This is a genomic window from Mycobacterium sp. ACS1612, assembly GCF_001667505.1.
Lineage (GTDB): Bacteria > Actinomycetota > Actinomycetes > Mycobacteriales > Mycobacteriaceae > Mycobacterium.
Genome location: NZ_LZHZ01000027.1, coordinates 58008 through 79560 on the forward strand (window position 1 = coordinate 58008; position 21553 = coordinate 79560).

The window sequence follows — 21553 nt, forward strand, 5'->3', positions numbered from 1 at the left end:
ACAAGGGATTAAGTGGGCAGGCACAGCGCTCCCGATCCCGAGGACTCGCCCGACACCGGCGTGCCCGACGAACCGCCGACGCAGCGGTTCAGTCGTCAGGAGCCCGGCGAACCTGACTATGGGTTCGACCGGCCGCATTACCGCGAACCGTCCTATCCGTCGACGCCGTATCCCGATCACGATTACGACTCCCGATACGACTCGGATTACGAGCAGGCGGAGTACGAATCCGATTTCGAATCCGATTTCGATGACCGCGATTACGACGAAGCCGATTACGGCGAAGCCGGCGGGGACTATTCGGAAACGGAGACTTCGCGGCTGACCGCCTCCGATCCGCGGACCGGCCCGGCGCACAGCGGTGAATGGGAAGGCGGCGAGTGGACCGGTAGCCACCGTGCGGTGACCACCAAGAGGCGCGGCGTCAGCGTCGGCGTGATCGTCGCACTGGTCGCGGTGGTGGTGCTCGTCGGCGCGTTCATCCTATGGCGATTCTTCGGCGATGCGTTGTCGCATCGCACGGACGCGCTCGCGGCACGGTGCGTCAACGGTGAACTCGACGTTGCCGTCGTCGCCGATCCGTCGATCGCGGATCAGGTGCACAAACTCGCCGACACTTTCAACCAGACCGCCGCGCCCGTCGCCGACAAATGCGTGAAGGTCGGTGTCCGGCCCGCCGATCCTGACCAGGTCGTCGACGGCTTCATCGGCAAGTGGCCCGCCGAACTCGGCGCGCAGCCCGCGTTGTGGATTCCCGCGAGTTCGGTGTCGGAGGCCAGGCTGGAGGCCGCGGCCGGTCAACAGACCGTCAGCGACAGCCGGTCTCTGGTCACGACGCCCGTCGTGCTCGCGGTCCGCCCGCAACTCAAAGACGCGTTGGGTCAACAGAACTGGAGTGACCTGCCGGGCCTGCAGACCAACCAGACGGCGCTGGACGCGCTCAATCTGCCCGGTTGGGGTCCGCTGCGGCTGGCGCTGCCGCTGCGCGGTGACAGTGATGCCTCCTATCTGGCCGCCGAGGCGGTGGCCACGGCGGCGGCCCCCGCAGGCCAGCCGGCCACCGCGGGCACCGGCGCGGTGAACACTTTGGTGGGCGGTCAGCCCAAGCTCGCGGACAACAAGCTGTCCACTGCGATGGACGCGCTGTTGAACGCCACGGATCCGGCCAGCGCCCCGGTGCACGCCGTGGTGACCACCGAACAGCAGCTCTTCCAGCTGGCCGCATCGACACCTGACGTCAAAGGCAAGGTGACCTCGTGGCTCCCCGCTGGACCTGCCGCCGTCGCGGATTACCCGACGGTGCTGCTCAGCGGCCAATGGCTGTCGCAGGAGCAGGCCAGTGCGGCAAGCGAATTCGCTCGGTTCATGCGCAAGTCTGAGCAGCTGGCCGAGCTTGCCAAGGCAGGGTTCCGCAGCGAGGGCCACACGCCGCCGAAGAGCGACGTGACGAATTTCGCGCCGCTGTCCGCGCCGGTGTCGGTGGGCGACACGTCGACGCGGGCGACGCTGGCCAACGCGCTGACCGCGCCCGCCGCGAGCCCGGCCGTGACGATCATGCTCGACCAGTCCATGCCGACCGAAGAAGGCGGCAAATCGCGGGTGGCCAACGTGGTCGCCGCGCTCAACGCCCGGTTGCAGGCACTGCCGGGCAACGCCGCAGTGGGCCTGTGGACGTTCGACGGCGTCGAGGGTCGATCGGAAGTCAGCACCGGACCGTTGTCCGATCAGGTCAACGGGCAGCCGCGCTCGGCGGCGTTGACGAGCGCGTTGAACTCACAAACCGCCTCCGGTGGTGGGGCGGTGTCGTTCACCACCTTGCGGCTGATCTACGACCAAGCCAAGTCGAATTTCCGCCAGGGCCAGGACAACTCGATTCTGGTGATCACCGAAGGTCCGCACACCGACCAGTCCTTGGACGGGGCGGGGCTGCAGCAGTACATTCGCGGGGCATTCGACCAGGGCCGCCCCGTCGCGGTCAATGTCATCGACTTCGGCAACGACTCCGACCGCGCCACCTGGGAGGCCGTCGCACAGGCGTCCGGTGGCACCTATCAGAACGTGGCCAACTCGTCGTCGCCCGACCTCACCACCGCGATTACGCAGTTCCTTGGCTAGTGTGATGCCGTCGCCAGCAGGCTCAACGCGGCGCGGGTGAAGACCTCCGGCACCTCCACCTGCGGGTAGTGCCCGACGCCCGGAAGTTCGACAACGTCTGCGGAGCGCCGCAATTCGCGGAGTCCCTCGAGCACGTTCGTGGTGGCCACCGGGTCGTCGAGCGCCCACAGGAAGCTCAGCGGCTTCGGCCAGTCCCTGACCGCGCCGTGCCAGCGGTCGGCGTAGCGCTCACGCTCGTCGAGATACGCGATCAGCAGGTGGGCGATGCGGTGTCCGTCGTTGTTGGCGATCAGCGCCCACTGCGCATCGGCTTCGTCTGCGGCCAACGGGTGCGCGGCACCGAACAACCTGCCGAATTCGTGTGTGAATCTGCCCTTGCTGGACAGCCGCGAGGCAATCGGGCCGAGCGGACTGCGTAGCAGCTTTTGAATGGGCCGCAAACTGGCGCGGTGCAAAATCACACTGCCGTTGCTGAGGACCGCGCGCTGCAAGTCAAAGGGCAACTGGCCCTTGATGTCTCGCGCCAACAGCTCCGTCGTCACCGACGTCCCCATGTCGTGGGCGATCACGTCGACGGGTCCGGACGTCTCGGACGCGACGACGTCCGCCACGATGTCGGCCTGCTCGAGCAGGCTGTATCGGTGTGGCCTCGGCTTGTCCGAGAGGCCGAAGCCGAGGAAGTCCAGCGTCAACCACGCCCGCCCGGCCAGATGCGGCACCACGTTTCGGTAATCGTAGGAACTCGACGGGTAGCCGTGAAGCAGCAGGATCGTCGGGCCCGTCCCCTTGCCCGACCGTACGAACACCCTGCCTGCGGGTGTGGTCAACGACGCGCCGCCGTCGCGCCACTCGGCCACGCTTGGGGGTATCACCCCAGCGACCCTAGTCGCCGAACGTGGGTTACCCGCACGCATTTTGCGTCCCGCGCGTACGTCAAGCCCACACTCGGCGAGATGTTCAGGCGAACGCGTCACGAAGTTGGGTAGTGCACTACTCGTGACCGGCGGCCGCTCCCCCACCAACACTGTGCCCAGCGTCCCGACCGGGGCGACAGAAAACAGGGGGCCAACAATGGGGGCAAAATACCAAGTCCAAAGCGGCGACACACTGTGGGCGCTGGCGCAGCGGTACTACGGCGACGGGCGACTGTGCACCGTGATCTCAGTGGTCAATGACATCGCCGATCCCGACAACATCGTCGTGGGACAGGAGCTGGAGATTCCGTACGTCACGTTCCGCTATCAGGTGCAGAGCGGTGACACGAAAGGGAATCTGGCACAGAAGTTCTACAACGACGTCGCGATGAGCGAGGTCTACGAGATTCCCAACGGCGCCGCCCAGCGCGACCTGGTGGTGGGTGAATGGCTGTTGATCCCCGACCTGGGCAATGTCGGACATCACACCGTTGTTGCCAGCGAGACGCTGCCGACGCTGGCGCAACGCTGGTACGGCGAAGACCACCTCTGGCCGATCATCTCGATCGCCAACCAACTGCCCGACGGCGACCCGGCGCCGGGCACCGTGCTGATCCAGCCCCGGCTGAACCGCAAGCACACCGTGGCCGCGGGTGACACGCTGTGGAAGCTGGCCGAGGACAACTATGGCGACGGCGGTGCCGCTCGCACACTGACCCTGGTGAAGATGGTCGCCGCGGCCAACTTCATCGACGATCCCGACGTCATCACGGTCGGGCAGGTCATTCGCTTCCCGTCGTTCGAACTCAGCGGCTAGGCGAACGCTTCGACCGGCGGGCACGAGCAGACCAGGTTGCGGTCGCCGTAGGCACCGTCGATGCGGCGCACCGGGGGCCACACCTTGGGGCGGAAGTCCTTGCCGAGCGGGTAGGCGGCCTGTTCGCGGCTGTACGGGTGATCCCAGTCGGCGACCAGCAGGCACTCGGCGGTGTGCGGCGCGCCGCGCAGTGGGTTGTCCTCGACCGACCATTCGCCGGCGCCGACCTTGTCGATCTCGGCGCGGATCGCGATCATCGCATCGCAGAACGCGTCGACCTCGGCCAGGCTTTCGCTCTCCGTCGGTTCGACCATCAGTGTGCCCGCGACCGGGAAGCTCATGGTCGGGGCGTGGAAACCGTAGTCCGCCAAGCGCTTTGCCACGTCATCGACGGTGACACCGGTGTCCTTGGTGATCCCGCGCAGATCGAGGATGCACTCGTGGGCCACCATGCCGTTCTCGCCGGTGTACAGCACCGGGTAGTACTCGTCGAGTCGGCGGGCGATGTAATTGGCTGACGCGATCGCGGTCAGCGACGCCGCGCGCAGCCCTGCCGCACCCATCATCCGAATGTAGGCCCAGGTGATCGGCAGGATCGACGCCGAACCGTACGGCGCCGAGGACACCGTGTACCTGTCGCCTAGCTCCTCCGCCATCGGGTGGCCAGGCAGATAGGGGGCCAGGTGCTCGCGCACCGCGACCGGCCCGACACCGGGACCGCCGCCGCCGTGCGGGATGCAGAACGTCTTGTGCAGGTTGAGATGGCTGACATCGCCGCCGAACCGGCCCGGCCTGGCCAAGCCGACGAGCGCGTTCAGGTTGGCACCGTCGACGTAGACCTGGCCGCCGACATCGTGCACCGCAGCGCAGATCTCGGCGATGTCGTGCTCGTATACACCGTGCGTCGACGGGTACGTGATCATCAACGCGGACAACCGATCCGCGTGTTCGGCGACCTTCGCGCGCAGGTCGTCGAGGTCGACGTCCCCGTTGGCGCGGCAGGCCACCACCACCACGCGCATACCGGCAAGCGCCGCCGACGCAGCGTTGGTGCCGTGGGCGCTGGACGGGATCAAGCACACCTTGCGGTCGGTCTGGCCGCGTTCGGCGTGATACGCCTGGATCGCCAGCAGTCCGGCGTACTCCCCCTGCGAACCCGCGTTGGGCTGCAACGACACCGCGTCGTATCCGGTGATCGCGGTCAGCCAGGTCTGAAGGTCGGAGATGAGCTTGTGCAACCCCGGGTTGTCGGAGACCGGCGCGAACGGATGCTGGCGGGAGAACTCCGGCCAGGTGATCGGCTCCATCTCGGCGGCCGCGTTGAGCTTCATGGTGCACGAACCGAGCGGAATCATGCTGCGGTCCAACGCAATATCCTTGTCGGCCAGCGACCGCAGGTAGCGCATCATTTCGGTTTCGGTGCGGTAGCGCGTGAATGCCGGGTGGGTGAGGAAATCCGACGTGCGCGTCTCGATGTCGGCACGCACCGGTTGCCCATGAGCCAACCCGAACGCCTCGACCACCGTCGCGACGTGTGCGTCGGTGGTGGCCTCGTCGCACGACACCGAAACGTGGTCGGCGTCGACGCGCCACAGGTTGATGTCGTTGGCTTTCGCGGCGGCGATCACCTCGTCGGCCCGGCCAGGTACCCGGGCCAGCACGGTGTCGAAGAACTTGTCGTGCACGAGCGCCTCACCCAAGGCACCGGCGATGGCCTCGGCGCGGGCATGCACCCGGCGCGCGATCCCGGTGAGCCCGTCGGCGCCGTGATAGCTGGCGTACATCGCGGCGATCACGGCGAGCAGCACTTGCGCGGTGCAGATGTTGCTGGTGGCCTTGTCGCGGCGGATGTGCTGTTCGCGCGTCTGCAGCGCCAGTCGATACGCGGGCGCGCCATCGGCATCCTGGGAAACGCCAACGAGCCGGCCGGGCAACTGCCTGGCGTGCTTGGCGTGCACGGCCAGGTAGCCGGCGTGCGGACCCCCGAATCCCATTGGCACACCGAAACGTTGGGTGCTGCCGAACGCGATATCGGCGCCGATGTCACCGGGCGGCGCGATCAACGTGAGCGCCAGCAGGTCAGCGCCGACGGCGACGAGGGCCCCGCGCTCGTGTGCGGCCGCGATCAGGTCGGTCCAGTCGACCACCTGGCCGCTGGCGCCGGGCAGCTGGGTGAGCACGCCGAAGAAGTCGCCGTCGGGCAGGCCAGCGCGCAGGTCCGCGGTGACGATCTCGATGCCCAGCGGTTCGGCGCGGGTGGCCAGGATCGCGGCGGTCTGGCGGTACACGTCGGCATCGACGACCAGCCGGTTCGACGGGCCTTTGACGGCGCGGTGCATCAGCGTCATCGCCTCCGCCGCGGCGGTGCCCTCGTCGAGCATCGAGGCGTTGGCGACCTCGAGCCCGGTCAGGTCGGCGACCATGGTCTGGAAGTTCAGCAGCGCCTCGAGTCGGCCCTGGCTGATCTCGGGCTGGTACGGGGTGTAGGCGGTGTACCACGCCGGGTTCTCAAGTATGTTGCGGCGCAACACCGGTGGCGTCAGCGTGTCGAAATAACCCTGCCCGATCATCGACACCGCGACGGTATTGGACTCGGCCATGGCGCGCAGTTCGGCCAACGCCTCCTGCTCGCTGGCGGCGGGCAGCAGCTGATCAAGACCCGGTGCGACACCGTCGGCGGACAGCGCATCGAGGATGCCCGAGGGCAACGCCTTGTCGGCGAGTTCATCGAGCGACCCGACCCCGATGGTCTTGAGCATGGTCGCGACGGCGTCGGCATCCGGTCCGATGTGGCGATCGGCGAAATTGGGCTGATTGTGATCGAACACTTACGTGTACTCCCGACGCATCAGGGCTGAAGAACCGGTTCGGTCCTCCCCCTCAGTCGTCAACCCGCAAGGGTGTCTCCAGAGGCATCGGGGCCTTGCGCGGTCCTGGGTGCCTGAGAGTTTGACGGAGAGGTGCTGCTCCTTCGGCGCCCGTAGCTGGCTGCCACGGAACTCTCCCACACAAGGGCGATGCGCTAACTAGTTTACCGTGACCGCCCGCCCAGCGAGCGGCGGCGGCGCGTCAGCCGATCTTGCGGTCGCGGTGCTTACGCCGCGAGGCCAACTCGTCCTCAGGTGCGGCGATCGACTCGCCACCGTCGGCGCGCTCACCGGGGAAGTCGGCGATCGCGCCTGTCAACTCCCGCATGGCACCGGATACCGCGATGCCGAACACACCCTGCCCGCCCTGCAGCAGGTCGACGACTTCTTCGGCCGAGGTGCACTCGTAAACCGTGGTGCCATCGGAGAACAGCGTGATGTTGGCCAGATCGCGAACACCGCGTTGCCTCAGGTGATCGACCGCGACCCGGATGTTGTGCAGCGAAATACCGGTGTCCAGCAGGCGCTTGACGATCTTGAGCACCAGGATGTCCTTGAACGAGTACAGCCGCTGGCTGCCCGACCCGGCCGCACCGCGGATGGACGGGACGACAAGCGAGGTGCGCGCCCAGTAGTCCAACTGGCGGTAGGTGATTCCGGCGATCTGGCACGCGCTGGGCCCGCGGTAACCGACGAGCTCATCGGGCACCGAGTTGTCAGGGAACAGACCGGCCTGTACGGGTTCGCTGGGCGCTTCGGCCGGAGATTCGGCGGGCCCGCTGCTGGTGGACAGGTCAAGCTGCTCTTGACGTGGCGTGTCTCCCACTCTGCCAATCCTCTCGCCGATCGAACCCGCGTCTGTGACCTGCATGGGCGCACGTTTGCCGAAGCTCGAATGTGTCGAGCATACGCTTTCCGTCGAGCCATTACTGCTCGTCGCAACCAAGTATGGCTGCCCGATTCACGGTTGAGAGAAACTCGCGCCGCGTGTCGAGCGCGCGAGACACATCCGTGACAAATCGCTGTTACGTCGCCTTGAAGTCGTCGGGCGACACGCTGTCGAGGAACTCCTTGAACTTCTCGACCTCGTCCTCGCGGACCGCCCCTGCCGCTTCCTCGTCGTTCTCGTCGGGGATCAGCAGGCCGGCCTCGGCCAGCACCGCTTCCTCCACATAAATCGGCACACCCACACGCAGTGCGATCGCCACGCTGTCCGACGGCCGCGCGGACACCTTGATGTCGCGGTCGAAGATCAGGTCCGCGTAGAACGTGCCCTCCTGCAGGTCGACGATGCGGACCTCTTTGAGCGAATGACCAAGCGCCGCAATGACATCTTTGATCAGATCGTGGGTCAGCGGCCGGGCAGGTTCATGGCCCTGCTGTTCCAGCGCGATCGCGGCCGCCTCGGGTTGGCCGATCCAGATCGGCAAGTAGCGGTCACCGTTGGCCTCACGAAGCAGCAGCACCGGCTGATTCTGGGGCTGCTCCACGCGAATGCCGACCACACGAACTTCACCCATCTGTGTCTGCCCTCCGCACCAAAAGAAGCTCGCCAAGAAGCCTTGAAACCGAGTCTAATCCTCAGCGATCCAGAACGTCGCGTACGGCGGACTTGATGAGCGACGTGTGCAATGTGATCGCCAGTGCGGCCACCTCACGGGCCAGGTCGTCAGCCCGGTCGCGGGCGCCCGCCTTGCCCGCCTTGACCACAGGACCCGCGATCTGCGCGATCAGATCCGACTGCCGGTCGGCGGCCGAGCGGAACGCGCGCAGATGCCGCGGTTCGACGCCGTACTCCGCGAGCGCCTTCGCGCACTGGGCGATCACCACCGAATGCTCGTCGAAGAATCCGGCCTGCCCCGGCTTGATCACGCCGGCCTTGACCAGCTCGCTCAACAGGGATTCGCTGATGCCCGACCGGTTCAGCAGGTCTTCGCGCCGCAGCCGCACCTGGGTGGGGGCGACGCCGGAAACGCCGTCGTGCTTGTCGGTATCGACGGATACCAAACGCGGTACCCCGTAAGCGGATCCGCTGTTCGGCAGCTCGCCGTCGGCCTGCGCGTCCAGTTGCGCCTTGATGACCTTCAGCGGCAGATACTGGTCGCGCTGCGCGGTCAGGATGAACCGCAGCCGCGCACAGTCGTAGGCGGTGAAGCGCCGATATCCCGACGGAGTGCGCTCAGGGGTGACCAGTCCCTCGGCCTCCAGGAATCGAATCTTGGAGATGGTCACGTCCGGGAAGTCCGGTCGCAGCAGATCGAGGACCGCTCCGATCGACATCCCAGCCAGAGCAGGTGTGTCGGGGGCGGTCATCGGTTAGCTTCCCGGCCCGCTGTCGTCGTCGCCCTTCGGCCCGGTCAGGAAGACCAGGCGGAACTTGCCGATCTGCACCTCGTCGCCGTTGGCAAGCACCGCCGAATCGACGGGCTCCCTGTTGACGTAGGTGCCGTTGAGGCTGCCGACGTCGACGACCTGGAACTCGCCGCCCTCCAGGCGGAACTCCGCGTGCCTGCGGCTGACCGTGACGTCGTCGAGGAAGATGTCGCTGTCCGGGTGCCGGCCCGCCGACGTGGTCGGCTGGTCGAGCAGGAACCGCGAGCCCGCGTTGGGGCCGCGCTTGACGACCAGCAGGGCTGAGCCCGCAGGCAGCCCTTCGACACCCGAGACCGCGCCTTCGGCGCCGGCCGCGGCCGGAGCGTCCAGCTCGTTGAGGAAGTCGGCGCGGAAGACCGATGTCGTCTCCACGGTGACATCCTCAGACTGGTCAGCCCCAGAGTTGTGGTCCTTTTCCGTCACCCGCTGCTCCTCACTGGCTGCTGTGGCGATATCAGGCCGGGCCCCCAGCCGTCATTGACACGTCTGGTGTTGACCGTACCGCGCAGTAGACATGATTGGGTCCACCACTGCCGGATCCGCCTGTGTTGGACTTTGGTCGCGAAAACCCTAACAACTCGTCATTCGGTCACGGTGGCGCGGTAGCCATCCGCGTCCAGCAATCCTGACAGCGCGTCGTCCAGCAGTGAATCCTCGATCTGGAGGTCTACCAGCCAGCCTTCGCCGTACGGGTCGGAATTGACCAGTTGCGGGTTTGCTTCGAGATCACCGTTGACGGCAACGACTTTCGCGGTGACGGGCGCGTAGAGGTCCGACACCGACTTCGTCGACTCGACCTCGCCGAACGACTCCCCCGCCGTCACCTCGGTGCCGACGTCCGGAAGCTGGACGAAGACCACGTCGCCGAGCGCCGACTGGGCGTAGTCGGTGATCCCGACCCGCACGGTGTCGTCACCGGTGCGCTGCACCCACTCGTGCTCCTCGGTGTAGGACAGATCGGCTGGGATTTCGCTCACGGCGCTCCTCGTAATCGGCGGCAGACAAGTGCCCTCATTTGACTGGCTGAGCGTATTGGCGTGGTTTCGGTTGCCGCAAGGCGGTCACGTCGACGCGGTCGGACTGTTGTACCACCATCTTGCCGCCGACGCGCTCCACGCTGTCCGTGGCGCCGCCGGGGATGTTCATCGCGGCGGCCAGCGTCGGCGGATCCCCAATGGCCAGAACGGAATACGGCGGGTTCAGAGTGGTGCTGTCGACGACGAGGGCCCCGGGGTTGCCGACCACCCAGGTGTCCACCCCGACCCGGACGGCCCCGGGACCGTTCTGGGTGCCGCCGCGGATCTCCATGGCCTCGGCGCCCGCGGCCCGCAGTTCGTTGATGACGTCGAGCATGGTCTCGGCGGGCACGCCGGGTGCGGTGTCCTCGATGGTCAGCGTGACGCCGGGACCGGTGGCCGCGACCGTCCCGATCATGATCGACAGCGCGGCGAGCCGGGCCCGTGCATTCTCGATCGCCGCCTGGTCGCTGCTTCCCGACGCCTGCAGTTGCGCCAGGTTGCGCTGGAGGTCAGCCACTTCGGTGTTCAGCGCCGCCTCCCGCTGCTGCAGCGAATCCAGCAACACCAGCAGGTCCGCGGGTCTCGCGGTTTCCAGCGAATCGCCGCTTTCCGTCTGCCTGGCCTGTGTGACGATCGCCACGCCGAGCAGCAGGCACAGCACCCCCGCGAGCGCCCCGAAGATCAGCTGTGAGCGGCCCCTGCCCAGCACGCCCGTGACCCCGCCGCCGTGCAGCTTGCCGATCTCGGGCGCGGGTTCATCGGCGGGCAGCTCATGGCGGCCGTGCTGGTCGGGTGCGGAGTGCTCGCTCATGAACTCACGCGCCGAACAATCTGCGCCGCAGCGCGGCGGCGTTGCCGAAGATGCGGATGCCGAGCACAACGATTATCGCGGTGGACAGCTGGGTGCCGACGCCGAGTTGGTCGCCGACATAGACGATGAGCGCGGCCACCAACACGTTGAAGACGAACGAGATCACGAACACCTTCGAGTCGAAGATGCGCTCGAGATAGGCCCGCAGTCCGCCAAACACCGCGTCGAGCGCGGCCACCACCGCGATCGGCAGATACGGCTGGATCACCTCGGGGACGCTGGGATGAAACACCAGGCCCAGCACGATCCCGACAACCAGTGCGGCGATTCCGATCATTATCCGTTAGGGCCCAATCTGTTTGGCGAAGTTGATATCTCGAACCGAACCTGCCGGCAGCGTCAGGCCATCGCCTGCGCTGACACTGACGCCGACACCGTAGCTGCCCTCCAACAACCGCATCCGTTGCAGGCCGGGGCTGCGGTCGAACACGTCCTGCATGGCGTGCGGCGGGCCGACCGCGAGAATCACATACGGACTGCTGATCGGCTGATTGTCGACCAGGATGCCGCCGCCCGCCTGCCGGATCGTCACGTTCGGGCCGACGCGCACTCCGCCCACCGACACGGCCTCCGCGCCGCTGACCCACAGCGAGTTGACGACCAACTGCAGGTCGCGGTCGAGGATCACCTGCTGGCTGCCGGGCAGCCGCTCCTTCGACACGTCGGTGAGGTCTTTGGACATCCCCGGGTCGGTGACGGTGACGGTCAGGCCGGGGCCGATCACCGGCGTCGCGGCCGCGGCGAAGTCGGCCTTGTCGAGGTTGCTCAGCAGTTGCTGGCCGCGCGCGTCGCCTTCGAGGCGGGTTCGCCGCTCGGCGTCCACCTGCGCGGCCAGCGCGTTGCGGCGGGCGGTGGCGTCGTCGGTGGCCGCCTCGGCGGCCTTGACGCTTCCGACCAGAACCCGCTGTGTCTCGCGAACACCGGGCGCCGTCGAACGGGCCTGCGCGACCGCGCCTGCGAACACGGCGGCGATCAGCAGCGCACCGCTGAGTTGCCAGACCCACGCCTGCCACCACGTTCGGCGGGCGCCGGAGCCGGCTTTCGCCTGTGCTGCCGCGGCATAGCCCGGATCGAGATGATCAGTCAGCAGCGAGCGCAACAGTGACGGCACCGGGATCAGCGTCGGCTTGTTGGCCTCGTGGGCGTTGCGGCCGGCCTGCGGGTCGTAGCCGCCGAGCGTGCTCACGGGTCCGAGACCCGCGGTAGTCGCCGCATCACCATCCCCACCTGGGCCAGGTACAGCACCCCCGACCACAGATACATCGCCATGCCCCAGATCAAGAAAGCCCATCCGCAGGCGAGCACGACGCGACTCCACAGCGCATCCCACTGGCCGAGCAGGATCAGCGGGAAGCCCGACATCAGCGCGAAGGTGGCGGCCTTGCCGATGTAGGTGACCGGCAGCGCGGTCAGGCCGCGGGTGCGCAGCAGCGGCAATGTCGCAGCGAGTGCGACGTCACGGCCGAGCAGCGTCAGCACGATCCACCACGGCACCGCACCGTAAAAGGCAAGTGCCACAGGCACTGTCACCATGTAGATGCGGTCGACGGCCGGATCGAGCAACTCCCCCAGCCGCGACGACTGGTTGTCGACCAGCCTGGCGATCTTGCCGTCCGCCCAGTCGGAGAACCCGCTGAACATCAGCACGCCCACGGCCCAGCCCCGGTGGTGGGACACGAACAGTAGATAGAGGAAGACCGGCACCAGCAGCAGGCGCAGCACCGACAGCGCGTTGGGCACGGTCAGCACCCGATCGCGCACACCGCCAGCCTGCTGGCTCATGGGCTAAACCTAGCGGAACACTCCCGGCAGGCTCAGCGCCGACATGGACTCATCTGCCAGCGGATTGTCGTGCACCATGTACGTCCACGTCGACGTGGGCCTGGCCAGCTTGGACAGGTCGACGCCGGGCTCGTCCTCGATCGACGGCGCGGTCTCGAACGTCTGCTGGGCGGCCTCGATCGCATCAGCGGCCAGCGAAGCGAACGCGTCGACCGCCATCCGGTGGAACTCGTCGATCGGGGTCTGATTGCCCAGCGCGCGAAGGTGAATGCTCTCCCGGATGTCGGCCAGGTACGCCAGATGGTCGGCCCACCCGCGGTCCAGGTGGTAGAGCATGATCAACCGGCAGATCTTCTCCAGCTTCTCCTCGCCGAGCTTGTCGACGATCTCCTCGTAGCGTTTGGGAGCACGCTCGGCGAGTTCCTCCCGCGCGGTCGGCGTGCGCAGCAGGGTCTCGCGGCGCTCGACGATGATGGCCCGCTGCTGGGCGATCAGCTGGTTGTAGCGCCAGTTGTTGGCGTGGATGTCGAGCATCCGGCCCTCGGCGACGCGTTGCGCATGGTCCAGCAGTGACGCGGCCTTGTTGCTGACGATCCGGCCGTTCTCGTCGTACTGCATCGGCAGCTTATTGGGATCGAGGTGCGCCACCACCACGTCGTCCTCCCAGCTGGCGAAGAACACCGTCGAGCCGGGGTCACCCTGGCGTCCGGCGCGACCACGCAGCTGGTTGTCGAGCCGCTCGGTGTGGTGGCGGCCGGTGCCGATGACGTGCAGACCGCCGAGTTCGGCGACCTGATCATGATCGGCTTCGTCCGAGCCACCCAGCCTGATGTCGGTGCCGCGGCCCGCCATCTGGGTGGACACCGTGACGCTGCCGAGCTTGCCGGCCTCGGCGATCACCGCGGCTTCCTCGGCGTCGTTCTTGGCGTTCAGCACCACCGCGGGCACGCCGGCCTTGACCAGCCGCTCGTGTAGCTCTTCGGATTCGGCGACGTCGTGGGTGCCGACGAGCACGGGCTGCCCGGTTTCGTGCACCTCCTTGATGTGGTCGACGACGGCGTCGAACTTGGCGGCCGCGGTGATGTACACCCGATCGGTCTCGTCCTCGCGAATGTTGGGAGTATTCGGCGCAATTGGCGACACCCCGAGCTTGTAGAACTGCCGCAGCTGTTCACCCGCGGCCAGCGCGGTGCCGGTCATGCCGCACACCGTCGGGTACCGGTTGATCAACGCCTGCACGGTGATGGTGTCGAGCACCTCACCCGTCTCGGTGGTTTCGATGCCCTCCTTGGCCTCGACGGCCGCCTGCAAGCCGTCGGGCCACCGCTGCAACTGCGCGATGCGGCCACGGGACGAGTTGATCAGGTGTACCGCGTCGTCACGGACGATGTAGTGCACGTCGCGCTGCAGCAGCACGTGTGCGTGCAGAGCGACGTTCACCTCGGTCAGCGTGGTGCCCACGTGTTCTTCCGAGTACAGGTCGATCCCGCCCAGTTTGGCCTCGAGCTTCTGCGCGCCGGACTCGGTGAGGTGGACGTTGCGGTTGTCTGCGTCGGTGTCGTAATCCGTGCCCGCGGTCAGTTCGCCGACCATCCGGATGATCTCCACCTTCGGCGTCTCGCGGTGCGTGGTGCCCGCGAGCACCAGCGGCACGAGCGCCTCGTCGACGAGCACCGAGTCGGCCTCGTCGATGAGTGCGACGTCGGGGTTCGGCGACACCAGATCGTCGACGTCGGTGACCAGTTGGTCGCGCAGCACGTCGAAGCCGATCTCGTTGACCGAGGCGTAGGTGACGTTGCACTGGTAGGCCTCGCGCCGCTCCGCGGCCGTCGAGTCGGCGGTGATCCAGCCGACCGTCAGTCCCAGCGCCTCGAGCAGCGGGCCCATCCATTCGGCGTCGCGGCGAGCCAGGTAGTCGTTGATGGTGATGACGTGGACGCTGCGCCCGCCGAGTGCGTAGCCCGCTGCGGCGATGGCACCTGACAGCGTCTTGCCCTCACCAGTTGCCATCTCGACCACGTCGCCGGCCAGCATTCGCAGCGCGCCCTGCAACTGGACGTCGAACGGCTCAAGCGTGGTGGTCCGCTTCGAGGCTTCGCGGGCGATGGCCAGGAACTGCGGGATATCCGAGGACTCCGCCAGGTCGTCGAGGTTGAGCAGGCCTGCGGCCTTGCTCAGCTGCTCGTCGTCGAGTTCGGCGGCCTTCTCGTCGAACTCCGCCGACTTGCCCACCAGCGACATCGACTGCGCCTGGTCGCGGTCGGTGCTGGCGCCGAGCAGCTTCCAGAAGCGGTTGCTGACACGACCTGAGGTGCGGTTTTTGGTCTTCGCCACACAATTACGGTACCTGCGCGCGTCAGTCGGACGTCGCGAAGTCGATCCGGACGCTGTCGGAGACCGGTTCGAAACCGATCTGCTGGTAGATGCCGTTCGACGTCGGGTTGGCCAGATCGGCGAACAGCACGACGTCCGGCGTGCCGCTGCGGTGGGCCAACTGGACGGCGGCGGCGGTGACGGCCGATCCGTAACCACGGCCGCGCGCGTCGCGCGAGGTGAACACCGGGCCGATCCGCGACACCCCTGACGCGGGCACCCGCAGCATCGCCATGCTGACCGGCGTGCCGTCGACCTCCCACACCACGAAGCGGTGGCCCGCGCGGTCCGCGCCGTCGACGAACTGCTCGGCCCGGTCGTTGGCCTGGCCGAAGGCGTCCTCGAAGAACCGGTTCACCCAGTCGATGAGCAGGCCGCGGTCGTCGTCGCCCGCCGCCCGCGCCGAACCGACAACGCTCACCGGCGGTTTGAGCATTCCCAACCGGTACAGCCGCTCCTCGGCGCTGAGCAATGGTTGTCGTCCGGTGATCGCCTGCCACGCATCGGCGAACGCGACAGCCGAGCCGCGATCACCTCGTGCGCTAGCCAGGTCGGGCCGTACTGCCACCAGCGTGGTGGCGACGGCGTTTATCGCATCATGGGGAATTCCGTTGCAGGCCAAAGGATATGGTGGTGTCTGCAACGCGGCACCGACAGCTGTGCCGCCGTCCCATACGGTGAGCAGCAGGGAATCGCTGGGGAACTCACCGGAGGCCAGCAAGGTCAGTTCGATGGTGCGCCCAATGGGGTCGCGCCGATACAGCGGTTCCGCGATAACGCGGAACTCGGCCACCGAGTCATGCAGCTTGACCTCCACGCCTCCAGCATGGTCGCCAACAACCAAGGCGTCCAACGATTTCTGCGTGGGCGACCTCAGGCCAGGTTCGAGCGGCGCGGGTATGCGACGGCAGGGTCGGTCAGCGCGTTGACCACCGCGGGCAGACCCGCGGAGAACGCCCTCTGGAGCGCGGGCCGCACCTCCGCGGCCGTCGACACCATCTCGCCGTATCCGCCGAGCGCGCTCACCACGTGGTCGTAGCGGGTGCCAGGTCGCAGTTCGGCCACCACCGAATAGCCGTACAGCATGGTCATCGGGTGATGCTCCAGCGCCCAGATGCCGTTGTTGCCGATGACCGATACGACGTGAACGCCGTGTCGAACCAACGTATCCCATTCCATTCCCGAGAACCCGAAAGCGCCGTCGCCCTGCAGCAGCACCACCTGTCGTTCGGGCCTGGCCAGCTTGGCCGCCAGCGCATAACCGGGCCCGGACCCCAGGCAGCCGAACGGCCCGCTGTCCAGCCAGGCGCCGGGCACATAGCTGTCGATCACCCGCCCGGCATACGACCCGAAGTCACCCCCGTCGATCACGACGATCGCATCGCGGTCGAGCAGCGGCTTGAGTTCGGCGTACACCCGCATGGGGTGCAGCGGGCTGCGATCGTCGGACAACTCCGCCTGTTCGGCAGCCCGTGCCGCGTCCTCGACCGTGCGCAGCTCACCGATCCAGCCGCCGCGTTCGCCGCCGGAGGCACTCGCCAGCGCCGTCAGCGTCGTGGTCAGATCGCCGTAGAGTTCGGCGGCGACCTCACGGGGATGCGGCCGCACGGGTTCGGCACGGTCAGCGACGATCAGTTCGGTCAGCGGGCCGAACACCTTGCCGAAGCCGAGCCGGAAGTCCATCGGCACCCCGACGACTAACGCAACATCAGCCTCCCCCAACGCTTTTGACCGCGCCCGCGAGAACGCCAACTCATGATCGGCAGGCACCGTGCCGCGGGCCATGCCGTTCATCAGCACCGGTATCCGCAACGCTTCCGCCAGCGCCAGCAAGGCCTTCTCGCCGTGCCCCCACCACACGTTCGTGCCCGCCATGATCACCGGCCGCTGCGCGCCAGCCAGCAGTCTCACCGCGGTGTCCACCGCGTTGCCGTCGGGCCGGACACCGCCGCTCATCCCGCTCAACGCGCCGGGATTACCCGGGTCCATAGCCTCGCTGAACACGTGGTCCATCGGGAAGTCGACGAACGCCACGCCGGACGGCGCAGCGACTGCAGCGCGCAGCGCATCGTCGATCAGCGGCGCGACCTCGTCGGGCGATTGCGCGGTGGCGGCGAACCGCGTCAACGGCGCCACGAACGGCACGTGGTCGATCTCCTGTAGTGAACCCTGACCCCACCGTCCCGCGGGTGCCCGCCCGCCGAGCACCACCAGCGGTGACTGATTCTGAGCAGCGGCGGCCATCGCGCTCATCCCGTTGGTGACGCCGGGACCGGCGGTCAGCGCGGCCACGCCGGGCATCCTGGTGACCTTCGACCAGCCTTCCGCAGCGAACGCGGCGGTCTGCTCGTGGCGGGTGTCGATCAGCCGGATGTTCTCCGCTCGGCAGCCGTCGTAAATCGAGAACAGGTGTCCGCCGGAAAGAGTGAAGACGGTGTCGATGCCGCTCGCGCGCAGCCGCCGGGCGATCAGATGGCCGGCGTTGACCGTAACCGGAGCCTCGATGCTCATGGCGGCAGCATAATCTCGCCTATGAAAACCATTGGGGTGTCGGGCCGATGAACACCTTCCAGCCGTCGATCGACTGGAGCCGTGAATTCGTCAACTCGACGCTGTGGGTGCTGCAGGTGTGGGCGATCACCGCGTGCGCGTTGCTCGTCGTGTTGATTGCGATCGGGCGGAGCACCGAGTGGGGCAGGCAGTTCTGGCGCATCAGCGGCGACTACTTCAAAGGCAGGCAAAGCGCACCGGTGTGGGCGATGCTCGGGTTGTTGCTGGCCTCGGCCATCCTGGTCGTACGGATCAACGTGCTGCTCAGCTACTACGCCAACGACCTGTTCTCCGCGCTGCAACTCACCTTTCAGCCCGGCACCGGCAGAAGTACTGGCATCCATGGCTTTTGGATGACCATCCTGGTCTTCGCGGTGCTCGCCGTCTGCTACGTCGCGCGTACGCTCGGCGACCTCTATCTGACCCAGACGTTCATCATGCGATGGCGAATCTGGTTGAGCCGCCAGTTCATTGACGACTGGCTCGGCGACTACGCCTACTTCCGCGGCCAGTTCACCCGCCAGCCGATCGACAACCCCGACCAACGCATCCAGCAGGACATCGACATCTTCACCGCGGGCGTGGGCGGTGAGCCGAACAATCCGGCCAACACGTCGGACCACCTGCTGCTGTTCGGTGCGGTCGAGGCGGTGGTGTCCGTGTTCTCCTTCGGCGCCATTCTCTGGCGCCTGTCCGGGCCGCTGACGCTCGGTACGGTGACGCTGCCAAGGGCGCTGTTCTGGGTGGTCATCGGCTACGTGCTCGTCGCCACCGTCGTGGCGTTCGTGATCGGCAGGCCGCTGATCCGGTTGAGCTTCATGAACGAACTGCTCAACGCGGGCTTTCGCTACGCGCTCGTCCGGTTGCGCGATGCCAGCGCTGCGATCGGGTCCTACCGCGGGGAGAAGGCCGAGCGTTCGGTGCTCACCGGCCGACTGTCGGCGGTGATGACCAACTACGGCCACTGGCGCAACCGGATGGTGGTCTTCACGGGCTGGAACCTGTCCATGAGCCAGGCCATCGACCCGCTGCCGTTCATCGTCCAGGCGCCGCGGCTGTTCGCGGGCCGGATCTCGCTCGGCGACATCTTCCAGTCCGCAACCGCGTTTCACACCATCCACAACTCGCTGTCGTTTTTTCGCGACGCCTACGACTCGTTCGCGAGCTACCGGGCGGCGGTCATCCGGCTGGACGGTCTGGCCGACGAGAACGCCGTCGCCCGCCGCTTCGCGAAGGTGACAACGGCCACGTCCGCCGACGGATCCCTCGAGGTGACCGGTGTCGCGGTCCGCACCCCTGGCGGCGATCCGCTGATCCGTCCTCTCGATCTGACGCTGCAGCCCGGGGACGCGCTGCTGATCAGCGGTCCCTCCGGCATCGGCAAGACGGTGTTGCTGCAGAGCCTCGCCGGGCTGTGGCCGTTCGTCTCGGGCAGCGTGCGCCTGCCTGCCGACCGCGACAGGGTGCTGTTCGTGCCGCAGCTGCCCTACATCCCGCTCGGCGACCTGCGCGCGGTCGTGTCCTACCCGTTGGAGTCAGGCGCGGTACCCGACCACGAAGTCCAGCAGGCTCTGGTCAAGGTCGCGCTGTCGCATCTGGCCATCCGGCTGAACGAGGTCAGGGATTGGGCCAAGGTGCTGTCGGTCGGCGAACAGCAGCGGATCGCCTTCGCTCGGCTGCTGCTGGCCAAACCGAGAGCGGTGTTCCTCGACGAGTCGACCTCCGCGATGGACGAGGGCCTCGAACTCATGCTCTACGACCTGATCCGAACGGAGTTTCCCGACGCAATTTTGGTCAGCGTGAGCCATCGCAGCACCGTCGAGCGGTTCCACGGCCGTCACCTGGAACTGGTCGACGACGGCGAGTGGCGCCTCGACGCGCTTCCGAGCAGGAGTTAGACCCTCCAGAACGCCCGCAACAGATCTGCGAGGTACCTTGCCGGAATGAACCCAGACATGTTCATCCCCACGCTCGATTGGGGAAACGAACTGTTGACATCGCTGTGGTGGATCGCCAAGGCGTGGGCGATCGCCGCGGTGGCCACGATGGTCATCCTCGTGCTGATCTATCGGATGACCTCGTGGGGTAGGCAGTTCTGGCGCATCACCGGGGCCTACTTCACAGGCCGGGACAGCGTCCTCGTCTGGGTGTGGTTGGGCGGCCTGCTGTTGTCGGTGGTCGCAGGGGTGCGCATCGACGTGCTGCTGTCTTTCCAGGGCAACGACATGATGAGCAGCTTCCAAGCGATAGCCGCGGGCCTTGGCAACGGTGACGAGGCGGTGAAAGCGTCCGGTAAAGACGGCTTCTGGTTGTCCATGCTCGTATTCGCGGTCCTGGCCACCATCCACGTGGCCCGCGTGATGGTGGACCTGTTTTTGATGCAGCGGTTCATGCTGCGCTGGCGCGCCTGGCTGACCGACCGGTTGACCGACGACTGGCTGGACGGCAAGGCCTACTACCGCGCCCGGTTCATCGACGACACCATCGACAACCCGGATCAGCGCATCCAGACCGACATCGACATCTTCACCGCAGGCGTCGGCCCGCTGCCCAACACGCCCAACAACACCTCGGCGGCCACGTTGTTGTTCGGAGCGATCTCGTCGATCACGTCGATGATCTCGTTCACCGCGATCCTGTGGAACCTGTCCGGCTCGTTGACCCTGCCGATCATCGGCACCGAGATCCCGAGGGCCTTGTTCTGGATCGGGCTGGTCTATGTGCTGTTCGCCAGCGTCATCGCGTTCTGGATCGGTCGGCCGATCATCTGGCTGTCCTTCAACAACGAGAAGTTCAACGCCGCGTTCCGCTACGCGCTGGTGCGTCTGCGCGACGCATCCGAGGCGGTGGCGTTCTACCGCGGCGAACTGGCGGAACGCACCGGGCTGCGGCGACTGTTCGCGCCGGTGGTCGGCAACTACAAGCGCTACGTGAACCGGATGATGGGGTTCTACGGCTGGAACCTGTCGATGAGCCAGATCATCGTGGTCGCGCCGTATCTGCTGCAATTCCCCCGATTCCTGGCTGGCGAGATCAAACTCGGTGCGATGTCGCAGTCGGCCTCGGCGTTCGGCAGCATCCAGGATGGGTTGTCGTTCTTCCGTAACGCCTACGACCAGTTCGCCGGGTATCGGGCCGCGATCATCCGTCTGCACGGACTCGTCGTCGCCAACGAAGAAGGCAGGGCGCTGCCCGAGGTCGTCACCGCACCGTGCAAGGACGGCACCGTCGAACTCTCCGACGTCGAGGTGCGCACCCCCGACGGGAAGCAACTGGTCAAACCCATCGACATGCGCCTCGAGGTCGGCGACACGTTGATGATCACCGGGCCGTCGGGCAGCGGAAAGACCACGCTGCTGCGCAGCCTCGCGGAACTGTGGCCGTTCTGCTCGGGCACGCTGACCCGGCCGTGCGGCCCCAACGAGACGATGTTCCTGTCGCAGATGCCCTACGTGCCGCTCGGCAATCTGCGCGCGGTGATCTCGTATCCGAGCGAAGAGGGCGAGATCGACGACCGCACACTGCGGTACACGCTGCAGAAGGTAGCGCTCCCACACCTCGTCAACCGCCTCGACGAGGTGCTCGACTGGGCCAAGGTGCTCTCCCCCGGTGAGCAGCAACGCATCGCGTTCGCCAGGGTTCTGCTGACCAAACCGAAGGCCGTCTTCCTCGACGAGGCCACCTCGGCGTTGGACGAAGGCCTGGAGTACACCTGCTACCAGTTGGTGCGCAATGAGCTGCCGAACACGATCCTGGTCAGCGTCAGCCACCGCTCCACCGTCGGGCAGCACCACACCCACGAACTCGAACTGCTCGGCAACGGTGAATGGCGACTCGGGCGCGTGGAAGGCGGCGAGCCCGTCCCCGTGTAG

18 protein-coding genes and 1 riboswitch are annotated in these 21553 nt (G+C 66.8%); of the genes, 4 read left to right on the forward strand and 14 right to left on the reverse strand.

Annotation, left to right across the window (positions count from 1 at the left end; all coding sequences use genetic code 11):
• The first annotated feature begins 12 nt into the window (after positions 1-12).
• A complete protein-coding gene (locus tag A5724_RS11150) occupies positions 13-2115 on the forward strand; it encodes a hypothetical protein (RefSeq protein ID WP_067800812.1) in 2103 nt (700 codons plus the stop codon).
• On the opposite strand, the gene A5724_RS11155 is transcribed toward A5724_RS11150, so the two are convergent.
• Positions 2112-2987, reverse strand: coding sequence for an alpha/beta fold hydrolase (locus A5724_RS11155; RefSeq protein WP_156752230.1), 876 nt, complete (start codon positions 2985-2987; stop codon positions 2112-2114). The two genes, A5724_RS11150 and A5724_RS11155, sit on opposite strands and share 4 nt — an antisense overlap.
• 199 nt (positions 2988-3186) lie before the next feature.
• Between A5724_RS11155 and A5724_RS11160 the strand changes: the two genes are divergently transcribed.
• Positions 3187-3846, forward strand: a complete 660-nt coding sequence (locus A5724_RS11160) for a LysM peptidoglycan-binding domain-containing protein (RefSeq protein ID WP_067800815.1) — start codon at positions 3187-3189, stop codon at positions 3844-3846.
• Here A5724_RS11160 and gcvP read toward each other — a convergent pair.
• The 13 genes from gcvP to A5724_RS11225 form a co-directional block, all read right to left on the reverse strand.
• Entirely contained in the window at positions 3843-6674 is a 2832-nt protein-coding gene (gene gcvP, locus A5724_RS11165; RefSeq protein WP_067800818.1) for an aminomethyl-transferring glycine dehydrogenase, read from the reverse strand. The two genes, A5724_RS11160 and gcvP, sit on opposite strands and share 4 nt — an antisense overlap.
• Before the next feature lie 90 nt (positions 6675-6764).
• Positions 6765-6863: riboswitch (glycine riboswitch) on the reverse strand.
• A gap of 52 nt (positions 6864-6915) precedes the next feature.
• On the reverse strand, positions 6916-7539 hold the full coding sequence (locus A5724_RS11170; protein ID WP_067801230.1) for a MerR family transcriptional regulator: 624 nt from the start codon (positions 7537-7539) through the stop codon (positions 6916-6918).
• A gap of 199 nt (positions 7540-7738) precedes the next feature.
• Positions 7739-8233, reverse strand: coding sequence for a bifunctional nuclease family protein (locus A5724_RS11175; RefSeq protein WP_067800820.1), 495 nt, complete (start codon positions 8231-8233; stop codon positions 7739-7741).
• Between the two features lie 61 nt (positions 8234-8294).
• Positions 8295-9026 carry a MerR family transcriptional regulator gene (locus A5724_RS11180; protein ID WP_082964969.1) on the reverse strand — a complete coding sequence of 244 codons (732 nt, stop codon included), beginning with the start codon at positions 9024-9026 and terminating at the stop codon, positions 8295-8297.
• A gap of 3 nt (positions 9027-9029) precedes the next feature.
• A complete protein-coding gene (garA, locus tag A5724_RS11185) occupies positions 9030-9509 on the reverse strand; it encodes a glycogen accumulation regulator GarA (protein WP_067800825.1) in 480 nt (159 codons plus the stop codon).
• A gap of 158 nt (positions 9510-9667) precedes the next feature.
• Positions 9668-10063 carry a glycine cleavage system protein GcvH gene (gene gcvH / locus A5724_RS11190; RefSeq protein WP_067800828.1) on the reverse strand — a complete coding sequence of 132 codons (396 nt, stop codon included), beginning with the start codon at positions 10061-10063 and terminating at the stop codon, positions 9668-9670.
• 34 nt (positions 10064-10097) lie between these two features.
• Positions 10098-10916: a DUF881 domain-containing protein gene (locus A5724_RS11195; RefSeq protein ID WP_067800831.1), complete on the reverse strand. Its 819-nt coding sequence runs from the start codon at positions 10914-10916 to the stop codon at positions 10098-10100.
• A gap of 4 nt (positions 10917-10920) precedes the next feature.
• Positions 10921-11253, reverse strand: coding sequence for a small basic family protein (locus tag A5724_RS11200; RefSeq protein ID WP_067800834.1), 333 nt, complete (start codon positions 11251-11253; stop codon positions 10921-10923).
• Positions 11254-11259: 6 nt separating this feature from the next.
• Positions 11260-12162 carry a DUF881 domain-containing protein gene (locus tag A5724_RS11205; protein WP_067800837.1) on the reverse strand — a complete coding sequence of 301 codons (903 nt, stop codon included), beginning with the start codon at positions 12160-12162 and terminating at the stop codon, positions 11260-11262.
• The gene (locus tag A5724_RS11210; protein ID WP_067800840.1) at positions 12159-12758 is read right to left on the reverse strand and encodes a CDP-alcohol phosphatidyltransferase family protein; all 600 of its coding nucleotides are present in this window, start codon (positions 12756-12758) and stop codon (positions 12159-12161) included. Before A5724_RS11210 ends, A5724_RS11205 begins: the two co-directional genes overlap by 4 nt.
• Before the next feature lie 9 nt (positions 12759-12767).
• Entirely contained in the window at positions 12768-15092 is a 2325-nt protein-coding gene (secA2, locus tag A5724_RS11215; RefSeq protein WP_067800843.1) for an accessory Sec system translocase SecA2, read from the reverse strand.
• Positions 15093-15114: 22 nt separating this feature from the next.
• A complete protein-coding gene (locus tag A5724_RS11220; protein WP_067800846.1) occupies positions 15115-15948 on the reverse strand; it encodes a GNAT family N-acetyltransferase in 834 nt (277 codons plus the stop codon).
• Positions 15949-16004: 56 nt separating this feature from the next.
• Entirely contained in the window at positions 16005-17642 is a 1638-nt protein-coding gene (locus A5724_RS11225) for an acetolactate synthase (protein ID WP_067800850.1), read from the reverse strand.
• 47 nt (positions 17643-17689) lie between these two features.
• Between A5724_RS11225 and A5724_RS11230 the strand changes: the two genes are divergently transcribed.
• Together A5724_RS11230 and A5724_RS11235 are read left to right on the forward strand one after the other, a co-directional pair.
• Positions 17690-19579 carry an ABC transporter ATP-binding protein/permease gene (locus tag A5724_RS11230; protein ID WP_067800852.1) on the forward strand — a complete coding sequence of 630 codons (1890 nt, stop codon included), beginning with the start codon at positions 17690-17692 and terminating at the stop codon, positions 19577-19579.
• A 45-nt stretch (positions 19580-19624) separates the two neighbouring features.
• On the forward strand, positions 19625-21553 hold the full coding sequence (locus A5724_RS11235) for an ABC transporter ATP-binding protein/permease (protein WP_067800855.1): 1929 nt from the start codon (positions 19625-19627) through the stop codon (positions 21551-21553).